The sequence below is a fragment of the Pseudomonas sp. RIT288 genome (genome assembly GCF_000631985.1).
GTDB lineage: Bacteria > Pseudomonadota > Gammaproteobacteria > Pseudomonadales > Pseudomonadaceae > Aquipseudomonas.
Map to the genome: position 1 here is coordinate 391,369 of NZ_JFYN01000001.1, position 14,444 is coordinate 405,812.

Below are 14,444 nucleotides of genomic sequence, written 5' to 3' on the forward strand. Positions count from 1 at the left end.
TTATTGGGCTGAAGGTCAGCTGCTCACCGGCAGAATCGGGCTGCCCAGGCGTTCCAGCAACGTCGCCTGCGCGCTGCGCGGGTTCTGGTTGCCGGTTGGCGTGTTGCGGATGTAACGGCCATCCGACTGCAGGCTCCAGCTGTGGGTGTTGTCGGTCAGGTACAGCTCCAGCTCTTTTTTCACGCGGGTCAGCAGCTTCTTGCCTTCCACCGGGAAGCAGGTCTCGACGCGCTTGTCGAGGTTGCGTTCCATCCAGTCGGCGCTGGAGAGGAACATCTGCTCCTCGCCGCCGTTGAGGAAGTAGAACACCCGGGTGTGTTCAAGGAAGCGACCGATGATCGAGCGCACATGGATGTTGTGCGAAACCCCGGCGATGCCCGGACGCAGGCAGCACATGCCACGCACCACCAGATCGATGCGTACGCCGGACTGGCTGGCCTTGTACAGCGCGCGAATGATCTTCGGATCGGTCAGCGAGTTGAACTTGGCAATGATGTGCGCCGGTTTGCCTTCGACGGCGAACTGGGTTTCCCGGGCAATCATGTCGAGCATGCCCTTCTTCAGGGTGAACGGCGCATGCAGCAGCTTTTTCATGCGCAGGGTTTTACCCATGCCGATCAACTGACTGAACAGTTTGCCGACGTCTTCGCACAAGGCGTCGTCGGAGGTCAGCAGGCTGTAGTCGGTGTACAGACGGGCGTTGCCGGCGTGGTAGTTACCGGTGCCGAGGTGCGCGTAACGCACAATCTCGCCGGCCTCGCGACGCAGGATCAGCATCATCTTGGCGTGGGTCTTGAAGCCGACCACGCCGTAGATCACCACCGCACCGGCCGCTTGCAGACGGCTGGCCAGTTGCAGGTTGGATTCTTCGTCGAAGCGGGCGCGCAGTTCGATGACCGCGGTCACTTCCTTGCCGTTACGCGCGGCGTCCACCAGCGCATCGACGATTTCCGAGTTGGCGCCGGAACGGTACAGGGTCTGGCGCACGGCCAATACATGCGGGTCTTTGGCGGCCTGACGCAGCAGGTCGACCACCGGGGTGAATGACTCGAACGGGTGCAGCAGCAGGATGTCCTGCTTGCTCACCACACTGAAAATGTTTTCGCTGTTCTGCAGCAATTTCGGGATCTGCGGGGTGAACGGCGTGTATTGCAGCTCCGGGTGGCTGTCCAGACCGGTGATGCTGAACAGGCGGGTCAGGTTGACCGGGCCGTTGACCTGATACAACTCGGTCTCGCTCAGGTTGAACTGCTTGAGCAGGTAGTCCGACAGGTGTTTCGGGCAAGTGTCGGCGACTTCCAGACGCACCGCATCACCGTAGCGCCGCGAGAACAGCTCGCCACGCAGGGCGCGCGCAAGGTCTTCGACATCTTCGGAGTCGAGCGCCAGGTCGGCGTTTCGGGTCAGGCGGAACTGGTAGCAGCCTTTGACCTTCATGCCTTGGAACAGGTCATCGGCGTGGGCATGGATCATCGACGACAGGAACACATAGTTGTCGCCCGGGCCGCCGACTTCTTCCGGGACCTTGATGATCCGTGGCAGCAGGCGCGGTGCCGGGATGATCGCCAGACCGGAATCGCGACCGAAGGCGTCGATACCTTCCAGTTCGACGATGAAGTTCAGGCTCTTGTTCACCAGCAACGGGAACGGGTGCGTCGGGTCGAGCCCGATCGGGGTGATGATCGGCGCGATCTCGTCGCGGAAGTAGCGGCGCACCCAGGTCTTGATCTTGGTCGTCCAGTGACGACGACGGATGAAGCGCACCTGATGCTTTTCCAGCTCCGGCAGCAGGATGTCGTTGAGGATCGCGTACTGGCGGTCAACGTGACCGTGCACCAGCTCGCTGATCCGCGCCAGCGCCTGGTGCGGTTGCAGACCGTCGGCACCGGCCTGTTCCCGGGCGAAGGTGATCTGCTTTTTCAGGCCAGCGACGCGGATTTCGAAGAATTCGTCGAGGTTGCTGGAGAAAATCAGCAGGAACTTCAGCCGCTCCAGCAACGGATAGGACTCGTCCAGCGCCTGTTCCAGCACGCGGATGTTGAACTGCAGTTGCGAGAGCTCGCGGTGGATATACAGGCTGCTGTCATCCAGCCCCGGGATCGCAATCACTGGCGCCGCCGCGACGGTTTCGGTGACCGGCGCGGGTGGCGCAGGCTCGAGTTCCGGCGGGGTTTCGGTAATTTGCTCCACCACCGGTTGAGCTTCTTTTACTGCAACTTCAGTGAGTCCTTCGGTATTCATCGAATGTTCCTGGGAGGGCTATTTCTGCTCTCGTAACAATTGAGCGGCACGGACAGCAAAGTAAGTCAGGATGCCATCAGCGCCGGCACGTTTAAAGGCGGTCAGTGATTCAAGAATCACCGCCTCGCTCAACCAGCCATTCTGGATCGCCGCCATGTGCATGGCGTATTCGCCGCTAACCTGATAGACGAAGGTCGGCACTTTGAAGGCATCTTTTACCCGGAAAAGAATGTCCAGGTATGGCATGCCGGGTTTGACCATGACCATGTCCGCGCCTTCAGACAAGTCCGCACCGACTTCGTGCAGCGCTTCGTCGCTGTTGGCCGGATCCATCTGATAGGAGGCCTTGTTGGCCTTGCCCAGATTCGCCGCCGAACCCACCGCATCACGGAATGGCCCGTAATAGGCGCTGGCGTACTTGGCCGAGTAGGCCATGATCCGCACGTTGACGTGACCGGCGATTTCCAGCGCTTCGCGAATCGCCTGAATCCGACCGTCCATCATGTCCGACGGTGCCACGACCTGAGCGCCGGCTTCAGCGTGGGACAAAGCCTGCTTGACCAGTGCGTCGACGGTGATGTCGTTCTGCACATAGCCTTCTTCGTCGAGAATGCCGTCCTGCCCGTGGGTGGTGAACGGATCGAGCGCGACGTCAGTGATCACGCCCAATTCAGGGAAACGCTCACGCAGCGCGCGAGTAGCACGCTGGGCAATGCCCTCGGGGTTCCAGGCTTCGGCAGCATCAAGGGATTTCAATTCGACAGGCGTGACCGGGAACAGCGCCAGCGCCGGGATACCCAGCTCGACCCATTTCGCCGCTTCTTCAAGCAGCAGGTCGATGGTCAGGCGCTCGACACCTGGCATCGAGGCCACGGCTTCGCGACGGTTTTCACCCTCAAGCACGAACACCGGCAAGATCAGGTCATCGACCGTCAGCACGTTTTCCCGCACCAGCCGGCGCGAAAAATCATCACGACGGTTGCGGCGCAAACGCGTGGCGGGGAACAGACGGTTGGCAGGGGTAAAGCTCACGGCAGACTCCTGAGCCCGCGCAAACGGGCGAGCGTGACAGTTATAGACGGCCATTATGACCAACAGATTACAGTTGTGCGTACCCCGTGACATGTAGCCGCATTCCATTGTTAGCGTAGGAATTGTTCACGTCGAGACACATTTGGACACTTTCATGAATGTGTGCGAAGGGTTAGGCTGCGCGTTCATTTCGCCAGCACCCAGACAATGCTCCAACAATTTCTGCATGACTTTGGCTACTTTGCCTTGTTCCTCGGCACGTTCTTCGAAGGCGAAACCATCCTGGTGCTCGCAGGCTTCCTCGCGTTCCGTGGATACATGGACATCAACCTGGTGGTGGTCGTGGCGTTCTTCGGCAGCTATGCCGGCGATCAGCTGTGGTACTTCCTGGGGCGCAAGCACGGGCGCAAATTGCTCGCGCGCAAACCGCGCTGGCAGATGATGGGCGACCGCGCGCTGGAACATATCCGCAAGCATCCGGACATCTGGGTCCTGAGCTTCCGCTTCGTTTATGGCCTGCGCACGGTGATGCCGGTGGCGATCGGCCTGTCGGGTTATCCGCCGGGACGTTATCTGCTGCTGAACGGCATCGGCGCCGCAATCTGGGCAACCGCGCTGGCTGCCGCCGCCTACCACTTCGGCGCGGTACTTGAAGGCATGCTCGGCAGCATCAAGAAGTACGAACTGTGGGTGCTCGGCGCGTTGTTGGTACTGGGTGTCGGCCTGTGGCTGCGTCGCCGCTTCAAGAATGCGCGACTGGCCAAGCAGGTTTACGCCGATGAGCAAGCCGCAATAGCCGCGCGCCTGCTGCAAGCAGAGCAAGGCAAACCCACCGAACCCAAGACGCCAGCCGAGTAACGCACTGGCGACTCGCTACAGCCCGCCGGCACTGAGCGGGCTGGCCGGCCCTTTCAGTCAGATACGTCACTTTTATCCTTGCTGCTCTGGCGCATTCAAGTTCGCCGGCGGCGTTCTCACGCCCAAAATCTCCCGCTCGTTACGAGTCAGGCAGCCCCAAAAAATGAACACCCCGCCGTTGTTGCGATCCATGTAGAAAGCGTTCCGTGCAGGTGCAGCCACCACTTGAGCCTATGGCAACGCGCGACAATTTAGTGGACATTTAGCGCCATGAATCTGGAGAGAACCCCATGAGCAAAAAAGTTGCAGTGATCCTGTCCGGCAGTGGCGTGTACGACGGCGCCGAGATCCATGAGAGCGTCATCACCCTGCTGCGCCTGGATCAACGCGGCGCGCAGGTACAGTGCTTCGCGCCGAACATCGCTCAATTACATGTGATCAATCACCTGACCGGTGAAGAAATGCCCGAGACGCGCAACGTGCTGGTGGAGTCGGCCCGCATTGCCCGCGGCAACATCAAGGACATCCGCGAGGCCGACGTCGAAGACTTCGACGCATTGATCGTGCCCGGCGGTTTCGGTGCGGCGAAGAACCTCTCGAATTTCGCCGTCGAAGGCGCCGGTTGCAGCGTGCAGCCGCAGGTGCTGGAACTGGCCGAGGCGTTTGCCGAAGCGGGCAAACCGGTGGGCCTGATGTGCATCTCGCCGGCACTGGCGGCGAAGATCTACGGCCCGGGCGTGACCTGCACCATCGGCAATGACGCCGACACCGCCACCGCGATGAACAAGATGGGCGCCACCCACGAAGACTGCGCGGTGACCGACATCATCGAAGACAAGGCACGCAAACTGGTAACGACCCCGGCTTACATGCTGGCGCAGAACATCAGTGAAGCGGCTTCGGGGATCAACAAACTGGTGGATCGGGTGCTCGAACTGACCCACGAGAACGACGCTTGAAATCAAAAGATCGCAGCCTTCGGCAGCGCCTACAGAGTTCTGGTGAGCACCTCAATCCTCTGTAGGAGCTGCCGCAGGCTGCGATCTTTTCAAGATTGACGAGTCAGGCGGGTAAGGATTCGATCCAGCGCATTGGCAAACGCCTGCTTCTCACGTTCGCCGAACGGCGCCGGGCCGCCGCTGATCTGGCCCTGTTCACGCAGATCGGTGAACAGATTGCGCACGGCAAGGCGCTCGCCCATGTTCTGTGCGTCGAATTCCTTGCCACGCGGATCCAGCGCCGCCACCCCCTTCTTCACCAGACGATCGGCCAGTGGAATATCGCTGCAGATCACCAGCTCTCCGGGCACCGCGTGCTCGACCAGATAATCGTCCGCCGCATCCGGTCCGCTGGGCACCACGATCAGTTTGACGATCGCCAGCCCCGGCTTGGTCTGCGGCTGCCCGGCCACCAGCACCACTTCAAACTTGCGCTTGAGGGCGAACTTCACCACCAGATCCTTGGCGGCCCGGGGGCAGGCGTCGGCATCGATCCATACACGCATCTTGATAACCTCTTAAAAACAAAAGATCGCAGCCTGCGGCAGCTCCTGCAGGTATAAACCGATCCCCTGTAGGAGCTGCCGCAGGCTGCGATCTTTTAACGATAACTCGATCAGGCAGTCGTGATCCGCTTCTTCTCGGCCATCCGGCTGCGCCCGTACAGCACAACAATCGCCAGAATCGCCACCGCCTGCGCCGTCAGCGAATAGGCATCGGCGTGAATTCCCAGCCAGTCGAACTCAAAGAACGCCACCGGCCGTGTGCCGAAGATCCCGGCTTCCTGCAGCGCTTTCACGCCATGCCCGGCGAACACCACCGACAACGCACAGAGCAGCCCGGCGTTGATGCTGAAGAACAGCGCCAGCGGCAGTTTCGCCGAGCCGCGCAGGATCACCCAGGCCAGACCGATCAGCAGCACCAGCGCCGTCGCACCACCGGCCAGCACCGCGTCATGCCCGGCAGGGCCGGCCTGCAGCCACAGGGTTTCGTAGAACAGGATCACTTCGAACAGCTCGCGGTACACCGAGAAGAACGCGAGGATCGCGAAGCCGAAACGCCCGCCGCCGCCGACCAGACTCTGCTTGATGTAATCCTGCCAGGCCGCCGCGTGGCGCCGGTCGTGCATCCACACGCCGAGCCATAGCACCATGACGCTGGCGAACAGCGCCGTGGCGCCTTCGAGCAGTTCACGCTGCGAGCCGCTGACGTCGATCACATACGCCGCCAGCGCCCAAGTGCCGAGACCGGCGAGCAGCGCCAGGCCCCAACCGATGTTGACGCTGCGCACCGCCGACTGCTGGCCGGTGTTGCGCAGAAACGCGAGGATCGCCGCCAGCACCAGAATCGCTTCGAGGCCTTCACGCAGCAGAATCAGCAGACCGGAGATAAAGCTCAGCGACCAGCTCAGGCCATCGCTGCCGAGCAGTTCGGCAGACGCTTTCAATTTATCCTTGGCCGCGTCCAGACGCTGCTCGGCCTGCGCCACCGGCAAGCCGTCCTGCAACGACTGACGGTAGGCCATCAGCGATTTTTCGGTGTCCTTGCGCACGTTGGCGTCGACGTTATCCAGCGAGCTTTCGACCAGTTCGAAACCCTCCAGATACGCCGCCACCGACAGGTCATAGGCCTGATCGTGATCACCGGCACGGTATGCCGCCAGGCTCTTGTCCAGCGTGGCGGCGGTGTAGTCGAGCAGCTGCGTCGGGCCACGCTTGACCTGCGGCGGCTGGGCGCGTTGGGCACGGAAGCTCGCAGCGACCTGCGGGCCTTCGGCGGCCTGCACTTCGGCCGGCGTCTGGCGCGCCAGATCAGCGATGTTGAAGGTCTTGTCGGCCTTGGCTGCGGCCGGGTCGGCACTGAAACCGGCGATGTAGGTCGCCAGATCCCAACGCTGACGGTCGTCCAGTTGATCGGCGAACGCCGGCATGTCGGTGCCTTCGACGCCTTGGCCGAGGGTGCTGTAGATCGCGTACAGGCTCAGATGATCGATGCGTGCGGCATCGCGCAGATTGGCCGGCGGCGGCGTCATGCCGAGCCCCGCCGGGCCGTCACCGGCGCCGGTTGCACCGTGGCAGACCGAGCAGTTCTGCGCGTACAGCGGCGCGCCTCGGGTCGGATCGGGTGTGATGATCGGCGCTTGGCTGACTTCATACGCCACCGCCAGTTTCGCCCCCAGTTGTCGGGCCTGATGCGCGACGTCGGCGCCGTCCTGCTTCGCCGTGATAGCCGCGTGCAGAGCTGCGACGCCCTGCTCCAGCGCAGCCTTCTCCGGTTTGGCCGGCAGAACTGCGATCAGCCCTTGCAACACCTGGGTGAATTCCAGTTGCTCGCGGTATTCGCCGTCGTCGACGACCTTGCCCGCCTCTACCGTCGGCGGGTAGTCGGCGCTGATGTAATCAAGCAGGTGCAGCGCCTGCGGCGCGCCTTCCACGGTGTCGGCCAGCAGGTTGAAACTGCTCAGGGCAAACACAGGGAACACCAGCCAGGCCAGGAAACGGGACGCGGCAGTCATGAATGAGTCTCAAATGGAAATGCGAAGTTACATATTGTTCACTTCGAACGCCTTTCACTCAAGCTTTGTCGACGCCTGGTGGCGTTTTAACGCAACGCTGCGGCGGTGTTGCGGTAGTGCTCAAGCATGAACTCGACGAACACCTGCACCTTCAACGCGACGTGCCGGGCATGCGGATAGAGCGCGTAATAGTGGCGCCGCCCGAGGCTGTAGTTGGGCAGGATTTGCACCAGCCAACCACTGAGCAGATCCTCCTGCACCGTGGCCCGGGTGAACGCGGCGATGCCGACTCCGGCCAACGCGGCGGCGTGCAGCGAACTGATCGAGTCGGCCTTGAACCGGCCCTGCACGCGCACGCTGGTGGTGAGTCCACGCGCGTCGGTCAGCGCCCAGTCACTGCCACCGGCAAACGCCAGCAACTGATGCTCGGCGAGTTCGCGCACCTGGCGCACCAGACCATTGCGCGCCACATACACAGGCGAAGCCACCAGCAGCACGTCCGAGACAGTCAGCAACCGCGCCACCATGGATGAATCGGCCAAGGGTCCGCAGATGCGCAAAGCCACATCGAAACCCTCGGCGATCAGATCGACAAAACGGTCATCGCAGGACAGGTCCACTTCAATCTCCGGATAGCGCTGCTGAAACGCCGGCAACCAGCTCGCCAGTTCCAGCGTACCAATCACCATCGGTGCACTGATGCGCAGCACACCGCTGGGGCTTTCATGGGCCTGCCCCACCGCCAGTGCGGCTTGATCGAGGCGTTCGAGAATGTCCACGCACGCTGCGTAATACTGCTGCCCCGCCGTGGTCAGGTTGAACCCCCGGGTGTTGCGGTTGATCAGCCGCGTGCCCAGCTCGCTTTCCAGCTGCTGCAACTGGCGGGAGATGGTCGAGTGAGTGGTGTCGAGGCGCTCGGCAGCGGCGCTGAACCCGCGACACTCGACAATGCAACGAAACGCGCGCATGGCCAGCAGTTGATTCATTGAAATCCCGAAATTGATTAGGCGTCAGTCCAGCAAGGCTAGCCCAAACCTCCCGCCCATCCCATCGGTAAATCCGCTGCGGGGTGCCGATGATCTGTGCAATCGGCACCCAAGAACGATGCATCACTTGGCCACTATTGCCCCTTATAATGCGCCACCTCGTCGCATTTCCCGCTCAAGGATGACCCTCTTCATGCGCCATCGTTTGCTGCTGCCCCTGTTGATAGCCGCTGTAGTGCAACTGAGCGGCTGCGCCGCGTACCGCAACTATGACCTGGAACTGCAACAGACCACTGACCAGTTCAAGGCCGGCAACATCGACGGCGCCCTGACGCTGATCGAAGCGCACAACCCCGACCCGGATAAAGACCTGCTCTACTACTTCGAAAAAGGCGCCGTACTCAGCGCCGGCGGCGCACTGCCACAGAGCCAGACAACCTGGCGCAGCGCCGAGCAGATGATCATCCAGCGCCAGGACACGATCGAGACCACCGGCGACAAGTTGCTCGCGGCGATGGGCGATCACTGGGGCGGCATCATCAATGACAAGCTGCGACGCTACGATGGCTATGACTATGAAAAGGTCATGCTGACCACGCAAATGGCCCTCAACCAATTGGCGGTGAATGACTTCGACGGCGCCCGTGCCGACATCAAGAAAACCCACGAACGCGAAGCGCTGATCGCCCGGCAACGGGAGCTGGAATACGAAAGGATTGAGGAGGCGGCCAAGGCCCAGGGCGCACGCGTGCATTACAAGGACCTGCAGGGTTATCCGGTGGTGATGCTCGAATCCCCGGCAGTGATTGCCCTGAAAAACGGTTACCAGAGCGCGTTCAGTCACTACCTCGCCGGTTTCACATATGAGGCACTCGGCGAAAAAGACCTCGCGGCGCCCGGTTATCGTCAGGCCATCGAACTGCGCCCGGACATGCCGTTTTTCCAACAGGCATTGCGCGACCTCGACAGCCCCGGACTCAAGGCCGACGAAAGCGATGTGCTGATCATCGTACAAAGCGGCCTGGCTCCGGCCCGTAGTTCGGTACGCGTACCGTATCCGGTGCAGCTCAAGGACGGCCAGGTGATCGTCGCCAATATTTCCTTCCCGGTGATGGTGCCGGATAACTCCACGGCGCCGTTCAATCAGGTCCGCATTGACGGTCGCGAGAAAAAGCTGATCGCGGTCAACAGCATCACCGATATGTCTTTGCGCACGCTGCGTGACGACATGCCCGGGATTATCCAGCGCACGACCTACCGTGCCTTCCTCGCAGCGGACGTTCAGGGCACCGACAATCGCCGTAATCCGGGCAAGGCCTCCTACGTGACCCAATGGGATGGTTTCGAGCAGGCCGACACCCGCACCTGGCGCACCCTGCCCAACCTGACACAGGTCGTGCGCCTGCGTCTGAAAAAGGGCGATCACCAGATCAGCCTGCCGAACACGTCAGGCGCTCCACTGAACATCCGCATCGACCAGAATCGCCAGATGATCGGCCTGCGCATATTGGGCGAGCGAATTTTCACCAACGGCAGCGCTTTTCAATCCGCCATGTCGATGGGAAATCGCGTATCTGCCCTGAAATAAGTAATGGCACCAACCCAACAAGTGCAATTAAAAAGCTATTACATAGCCAGTATCGCCCGCTTATAATGCCGCGCCCGCGCTATCGCGATGCGGCATAAAAGCTCCTCTGGTTATGAGGAATTGGCAGGAGGCCAGCGCCACTGTCGATGGGTCACACCAGCCCGACCAGCACCGGCGGCTGATGCAGTTACTAGCTCAGGGAAGAAGTACCCCCATGGCATTGCGCACTCCCACCTTGATCGCGCTCAGCGCTGTCACTCTGCTGTCCGGCTGTTCGGCGTTCCGCAGCTACGATTCGGAACTGGCCCAGACCAACCAGCAACTGGCCACCGGCAACGTCGACGCCGCGCTGAGCCTGCTGGAAAAGCACAACACCGGCCCCGACAAAGACCTGCTCTATTACTTCGAGAAAGGTGAGTTGCTGCGCGCCAAGGGCGACCTGTCCGGCAGCCAGAACGCCTGGACCAGCGCCGACCAGGTGGTTGGCCAGTGGGAAGATTCGGTCAAGCTCGACACCGGTAAATACCTGGCTCAGTTCGGCAGCTTCCTGGTCAACGACAAGGTGCGTCGCTACGAAGGCTACGACTACGAAAAAGTCATGTTGACCACGCAGATGGCCCTCAATCTGCTGGCCGTCAATGACTTCGACGGCGCCCGCACCGCGATCAAGAAAACTCACGAACGTGAAGCGGTGATCGCCGACCTGCGCGACAAGGAATACCTCAAGAGCGAGGAAGAGGCCGAGAAAGAAGGCATCAAGACTCAGTACAAGGATCTGCAAGGCTACCCGGTTGCCAGCCTCGACGCGCCGGAAGTGGTCAGCCTGAAAAACAGCTACCAGAGTGCGTTCAGCCATTACCTGGCCGGTTTCGTCTACGAAGCCCTGGGCGAGAAAGACCTGGCTGCACCGGGCTACCGCAAGGCGGCCGAACTGCGCCCGAACACCCCTCTGCTGGAACAGGCGCTGGTCAACCTCGACAAGCCGAGCAAGTCCGACGACAGCGACATCCTGATCGTGGTGCAAAGCGGTCTGGCACCCTCGCGTGATTCGATCCGCGTGCCACTGCCATTGCCGATCTCCAACAACGTGGTGATCACTCCACTGTCGTTCCCGATCATCAAGCCTGACACCTCCACTGCACCGTTCGCGCAGATTGGCGTCGATGGTCAGCAAGTCAACCTGACCGCCCTCAACAGCACCACCGCCATGTCCCGCCGCGCTCTGCGCGATGACATGCCGGGGATCATCCTGCGCACCACCGTGCGCGCAATCACCAAAGGCGTGGCGCAGAAGCAGATCAACGAAACCAACCCGCTGGCCGGCCTCGCCGTGGGTATTTCTTCAGCTGTGCTGGAAGGTGCCGATACCCGTACGTGGCGCACCCTGCCGGACAACACCCAAGTGGTGCGTCTGCGCTTGAAGAAAGGCGAGCACCAAGTCAGTCTGCCGAGCGCCGTCGGCGGTTCGCTGGTCAAGGTCACCGTCGATCAGCGTTATCAAGTGATCAGCCTGCGTGCCGTGGGCAATCAGGTGTTCGCTGGCGGTCTCGCCGCCCACGTGATCCCGAGCGCTGCTGCGACCAACGTCGCCAGCCTCAAACAACCTTAAGAACGGAGTCTTTGCATGCGCTTCAAACTCATCGCCGTTGCCGCCCTCGCCATCCTGGCCAGCGGCTGCGCCACCCCGCCACCACCGGAGCCGGGCAGCGCCGCGAGCAAGGTCGTGGCCATGGGCCCGCAGAAACACATCGCGGTCGGCGCCATGCGCGTCGCCCGCGAGAACGGCTTCATGACCGTCAATGTGCAGTTGACCAACACCCTCAACAGCAACAAGACGTTCTACTACCGCTTCGCCTGGCTCGGTGCGGAAGGTTTCCCGGTCGCCGAGGAAGAAGTCTGGAAAAGCCAGATGATGTACGGCGCCCAGACCAGCTTCATCCAGGGCATCGCCCCGACCCCGAAAGCCGTGGATTTTCGTCTCGAACTCAAGACGCCTTAAGTCCGCCACCCTATTCCTGTTTTAGAGAGCATTCCCATGTTTGCACGCTTTTCCCTGATCGCTGTCCTCGCCCTGCTGGCTTCCGGTTGCGCCAACACCTCGCCGACCCTGGGTAGCAAGAACATCAGCTACGGCGACACCAAAGCGGTTGAAACCGTGACCAACGAATTCGGCTCGACCGACCTGCAAATGATCGCCGAATCGATGACCCGCTCGCTGGCCCAGTCCGGCATTCTGCAGGGCCGCCCGGTGGTGCAGGTCTACGATGTGAAGAACAAGACCAGCGAGTACATCGATACCCGCGAAATCACCACCAGCATCAAGACTCAACTGATGAAGTCCGGCACCGCCCGCTTCGCCAGCGACAACACCGCGATGCAGAGCCAGGTCGATCAGCTCAAGCTGCAAAACCAGAGCGGCCTGTACAAGAAGAGCACCGTGGCCAAGACTGGCAACATGATCGCCGCCAAATATCGTCTGGAAGGCTCGATCAGCTCGATCGTCAAGCGCAGCAGCGACTATAAGGACGTCTTCTACAAATTCAGCCTGCAACTGATCGACGTCGAAAGCGGTCTGGCCGAGTGGATGGACGAAAAAGAGATCCGCAAAACCACGGAGCGTTAATTGATGCGCGCATGGATTGGCATGATGGCCCTGGCTTGCGCGTTCAGCGTGCAAGCGGCCCCGAAAGTCGCGGTGACAGATCTGGCGTATCAGGAGCGTGTGGAACAGTACATCCACATCGTTTCGGCGCAGAACAATTACCGCGAGGGTTATTACAGCTCCAGTGGTTCCTCGAACTACAACGAGCTGGAAGCAACCACCAGCTACATCGAACAGGGTGAACTGCGTAAATTCACCGGCGACATCAAGGGTGAAATCCTGCGTACCGGAATGTTCCAGCTGGTGCAGGGCACGCCGTACACCGCGTCGTCCAAGGGTGACGTCTATGACGTGATCAAGCGGATCAAGGCCGGCAGCTTCAAAGGCGCCGACTACGTGCTGTTCGGCACCGTGTCGGACATCGACTTTACCCAAGACATGAACGAGCTGGCGCACACCGACAGCTATTCGGCGGTGCTGGGCCTGACGCTGGTGGCGGATTTCAGTCTGATCAACACCAAGACCTACGAGATCACTTCGGCCTTCACGGCGATGGGCGAAGCGCAGGACACCAAACTGGTGAATGGCCGCGACATCAAGATCTCGCTGAATCGCCCTCGCGTGGTGCGTGAAGTATCGAAAGCGCTGGGTGAGGACGTGGCCGGGCAACTGAGCATGCAGCTCGGTGGCGGAGGTTACGAGCAGCCGCGTGAGGCGCAGCAGCGCAACAATCTGCCGCGTGATACCGCGCCGGTGATTTTGCACTGACCGACTGAGTGAATAACCCTGTGGTGAGGGGATTCATCCCCGATGGGCTGCGAAGCGGCCCTTTCTTTCAAGATCAAGAGGGGTTCGCTTCGCGAGCCATCGAGGATAAATCCCCTCACCACAAAAGCTCCCTGGCCACAGCTGGATGTATCGTCAGCAACGAAAAAGGCGACCTCAAGAGGTCGCCTTTTTTGTGGCCGAAGCTTTTAGACCGCCGCTTTACGCAGCGTCGCCATAAACGCAGCGGCGCCGATGAACAGCCCGGCAAACGTGCGGTTCATGCGCTTCTGCTGCTTCGGTGTACGCAACAGGCGCAGCACCTTCGACGCCAGTCCGGTGTAGCCGGCCATGACAATCAGATCGACGCAGATCATGGTCACGCCGATCACCAGGTACTGGATCAGCAACGGTGCGTGCGGATTGATGAATTGCGGCAGCACCGCGAGCATGAACACCAGCGCCTTGGGGTTGCTGATGTTCACCAGAAAACCACGGAACACCAGCGCCAGCGGCTTGCCGATCGGCCGTACCGCTGCGTCGTCGCTCATGTCCATCGGCAGTGCACGCCATTGCTTGATCGCCAGATAGACCAGATACGCCACACCAAACCATTTGATCGCGTAGAACGCGGTGGCCGAGGCAGTGAGGATCGCGCCGACGCCGGCGCCGACGATCGCAATCTGTACCGCCAGGCCGACTTGCAAGCCCAGGGCGTTCCAGTAACCGCGCCAGAAACCGTATTGCAGACCGCTGGACATCGACGCAATGGCGCCAGCACCCGGGGACAGACTGATCACCCAGCAGGCGGCAAAGAATGCCAGCCATGTTTGAAGCTCCATCGCACACCTCGACTCTG

The 14,444-nt window shown here is 61.0% G+C and carries 13 protein-coding genes; 7 read left to right on the forward strand and 6 right to left on the reverse strand.

What is annotated here, in order from left to right:
* Positions 1-15 precede the first annotated feature (15 nt).
* The gene (gene ppk1, locus BW33_RS01760; protein ID WP_047596701.1) at positions 16-2,241 is read right to left on the reverse strand and encodes a polyphosphate kinase 1; all 2,226 of its coding nucleotides are present in this window, start codon (positions 2,239-2,241) and stop codon (positions 16-18) included.
* An 18-nt stretch (positions 2,242-2,259) separates the two neighbouring features.
* Positions 2,260-3,273 carry a porphobilinogen synthase gene (gene hemB, locus BW33_RS01765; protein ID WP_047596702.1) on the reverse strand — a complete coding sequence of 338 codons (1,014 nt, stop codon included), beginning with the start codon at positions 3,271-3,273 and terminating at the stop codon, positions 2,260-2,262.
* A gap of 207 nt (positions 3,274-3,480) precedes the next feature.
* On the opposite strand from hemB, the gene BW33_RS01770 reads away from it, so the two are divergent.
* Both BW33_RS01770 and elbB read left to right on the forward strand, forming a co-directional pair.
* Entirely contained in the window at positions 3,481-4,131 is a 651-nt protein-coding gene (locus BW33_RS01770; RefSeq protein ID WP_047596703.1) for a DedA family protein, read from the forward strand.
* Between the two features lie 290 nt (positions 4,132-4,421).
* On the forward strand, positions 4,422-5,090 hold the full coding sequence (gene elbB / locus BW33_RS01775; protein ID WP_047596704.1) for an isoprenoid biosynthesis glyoxalase ElbB: 669 nt from the start codon (positions 4,422-4,424) through the stop codon (positions 5,088-5,090).
* Positions 5,091-5,179: 89 nt separating this feature from the next.
* Here elbB and BW33_RS01780 read toward each other — a convergent pair whose 3' ends face one another.
* The 3 genes from BW33_RS01780 to BW33_RS01790 all read right to left on the reverse strand — a co-directional run bounded on the left by BW33_RS01780 (position 5,180) and on the right by BW33_RS01790 (position 8,630).
* The gene (locus tag BW33_RS01780) at positions 5,180-5,635 is read right to left on the reverse strand and encodes a YaiI/YqxD family protein (protein ID WP_047596705.1); all 456 of its coding nucleotides are present in this window, start codon (positions 5,633-5,635) and stop codon (positions 5,180-5,182) included.
* Between the two features lie 110 nt (positions 5,636-5,745).
* Complete coding sequence (locus BW33_RS01785; RefSeq protein WP_047596706.1) at positions 5,746-7,644, reverse strand: FTR1 family protein; 1,899 nt, start codon at positions 7,642-7,644, stop codon at positions 5,746-5,748.
* A gap of 86 nt (positions 7,645-7,730) precedes the next feature.
* Positions 7,731-8,630, reverse strand: coding sequence for a LysR family transcriptional regulator (locus BW33_RS01790; RefSeq protein ID WP_047596707.1), 900 nt, complete (start codon positions 8,628-8,630; stop codon positions 7,731-7,733).
* A gap of 193 nt (positions 8,631-8,823) precedes the next feature.
* On the opposite strand from BW33_RS01790, the gene BW33_RS01795 reads away from it, so the two are divergent.
* The 5 genes from BW33_RS01795 (at position 8,824) to BW33_RS01815 (ending at position 13,588) form a co-directional block, all read left to right on the forward strand.
* Positions 8,824-10,218, forward strand: coding sequence for a COG3014 family protein (locus tag BW33_RS01795; RefSeq protein WP_047596708.1), 1,395 nt, complete (start codon positions 8,824-8,826; stop codon positions 10,216-10,218).
* A 214-nt stretch (positions 10,219-10,432) separates the two neighbouring features.
* The gene (locus BW33_RS01800; RefSeq protein ID WP_047596709.1) at positions 10,433-11,827 is read left to right on the forward strand and encodes a COG3014 family protein; all 1,395 of its coding nucleotides are present in this window, start codon (positions 10,433-10,435) and stop codon (positions 11,825-11,827) included.
* Between the two features lie 15 nt (positions 11,828-11,842).
* A complete protein-coding gene (locus BW33_RS01805; RefSeq protein ID WP_047596710.1) occupies positions 11,843-12,217 on the forward strand; it encodes a YcfL family protein in 375 nt (124 codons plus the stop codon).
* Positions 12,218-12,253: 36 nt separating this feature from the next.
* Positions 12,254-12,841 carry a penicillin-binding protein activator LpoB gene (gene lpoB, locus BW33_RS01810; RefSeq protein ID WP_003229365.1) on the forward strand — a complete coding sequence of 196 codons (588 nt, stop codon included), beginning with the start codon at positions 12,254-12,256 and terminating at the stop codon, positions 12,839-12,841.
* Between the two features lie 3 nt (positions 12,842-12,844).
* Positions 12,845-13,588, forward strand: a complete 744-nt coding sequence (locus BW33_RS01815; protein ID WP_047297243.1) for a hypothetical protein — start codon at positions 12,845-12,847, stop codon at positions 13,586-13,588.
* Positions 13,589-13,794: 206 nt separating this feature from the next.
* On the opposite strand, the gene BW33_RS01820 is transcribed toward BW33_RS01815, so the two are convergent.
* Positions 13,795-14,427: a LysE family transporter gene (locus BW33_RS01820; RefSeq protein ID WP_047596711.1), complete on the reverse strand. Its 633-nt coding sequence runs from the start codon at positions 14,425-14,427 to the stop codon at positions 13,795-13,797.
* Positions 14,428-14,444 lie beyond the last annotated feature (17 nt).

What these genes read in the sequence shown, in the direction of transcription:
- BW33_RS01815 (WP_047297243.1), top strand. Translation starts at nt 12,845, where the DNA reads ATGCGCGCATGGATTGGCATGATGGCCCTGGCTTGCGCGTTCAGCGTG.
- BW33_RS01780 (WP_047596705.1), bottom strand. Translation starts at nt 5,635, where the DNA reads ATGCGTGTATGGATCGATGCCGACGCCTGCCCCCGGGCCGCCAAGGAT.
- BW33_RS01785 (WP_047596706.1), bottom strand. Translation starts at nt 7,644, where the DNA reads ATGACTGCCGCGTCCCGTTTCCTGGCCTGGCTGGTGTTCCCTGTGTTT.
- ppk1 (WP_047596701.1), bottom strand. Translation starts at nt 2,241, where the DNA reads ATGAATACCGAAGGACTCACTGAAGTTGCAGTAAAAGAAGCTCAACCG.
- BW33_RS01820 (WP_047596711.1), bottom strand. Translation starts at nt 14,427, where the DNA reads ATGGAGCTTCAAACATGGCTGGCATTCTTTGCCGCCTGCTGGGTGATC.
- BW33_RS01805 (WP_047596710.1), top strand. Translation starts at nt 11,843, where the DNA reads ATGCGCTTCAAACTCATCGCCGTTGCCGCCCTCGCCATCCTGGCCAGC.
- BW33_RS01800 (WP_047596709.1), top strand. Translation starts at nt 10,433, where the DNA reads ATGGCATTGCGCACTCCCACCTTGATCGCGCTCAGCGCTGTCACTCTG.
- BW33_RS01795 (WP_047596708.1), top strand. Translation starts at nt 8,824, where the DNA reads ATGCGCCATCGTTTGCTGCTGCCCCTGTTGATAGCCGCTGTAGTGCAA.
- lpoB (WP_003229365.1), top strand. Translation starts at nt 12,254, where the DNA reads ATGTTTGCACGCTTTTCCCTGATCGCTGTCCTCGCCCTGCTGGCTTCC.
- elbB (WP_047596704.1), top strand. Translation starts at nt 4,422, where the DNA reads ATGAGCAAAAAAGTTGCAGTGATCCTGTCCGGCAGTGGCGTGTACGAC.
- BW33_RS01770 (WP_047596703.1), top strand. Translation starts at nt 3,481, where the DNA reads ATGCTCCAACAATTTCTGCATGACTTTGGCTACTTTGCCTTGTTCCTC.
- BW33_RS01790 (WP_047596707.1), bottom strand. Translation starts at nt 8,630, where the DNA reads ATGAATCAACTGCTGGCCATGCGCGCGTTTCGTTGCATTGTCGAGTGT.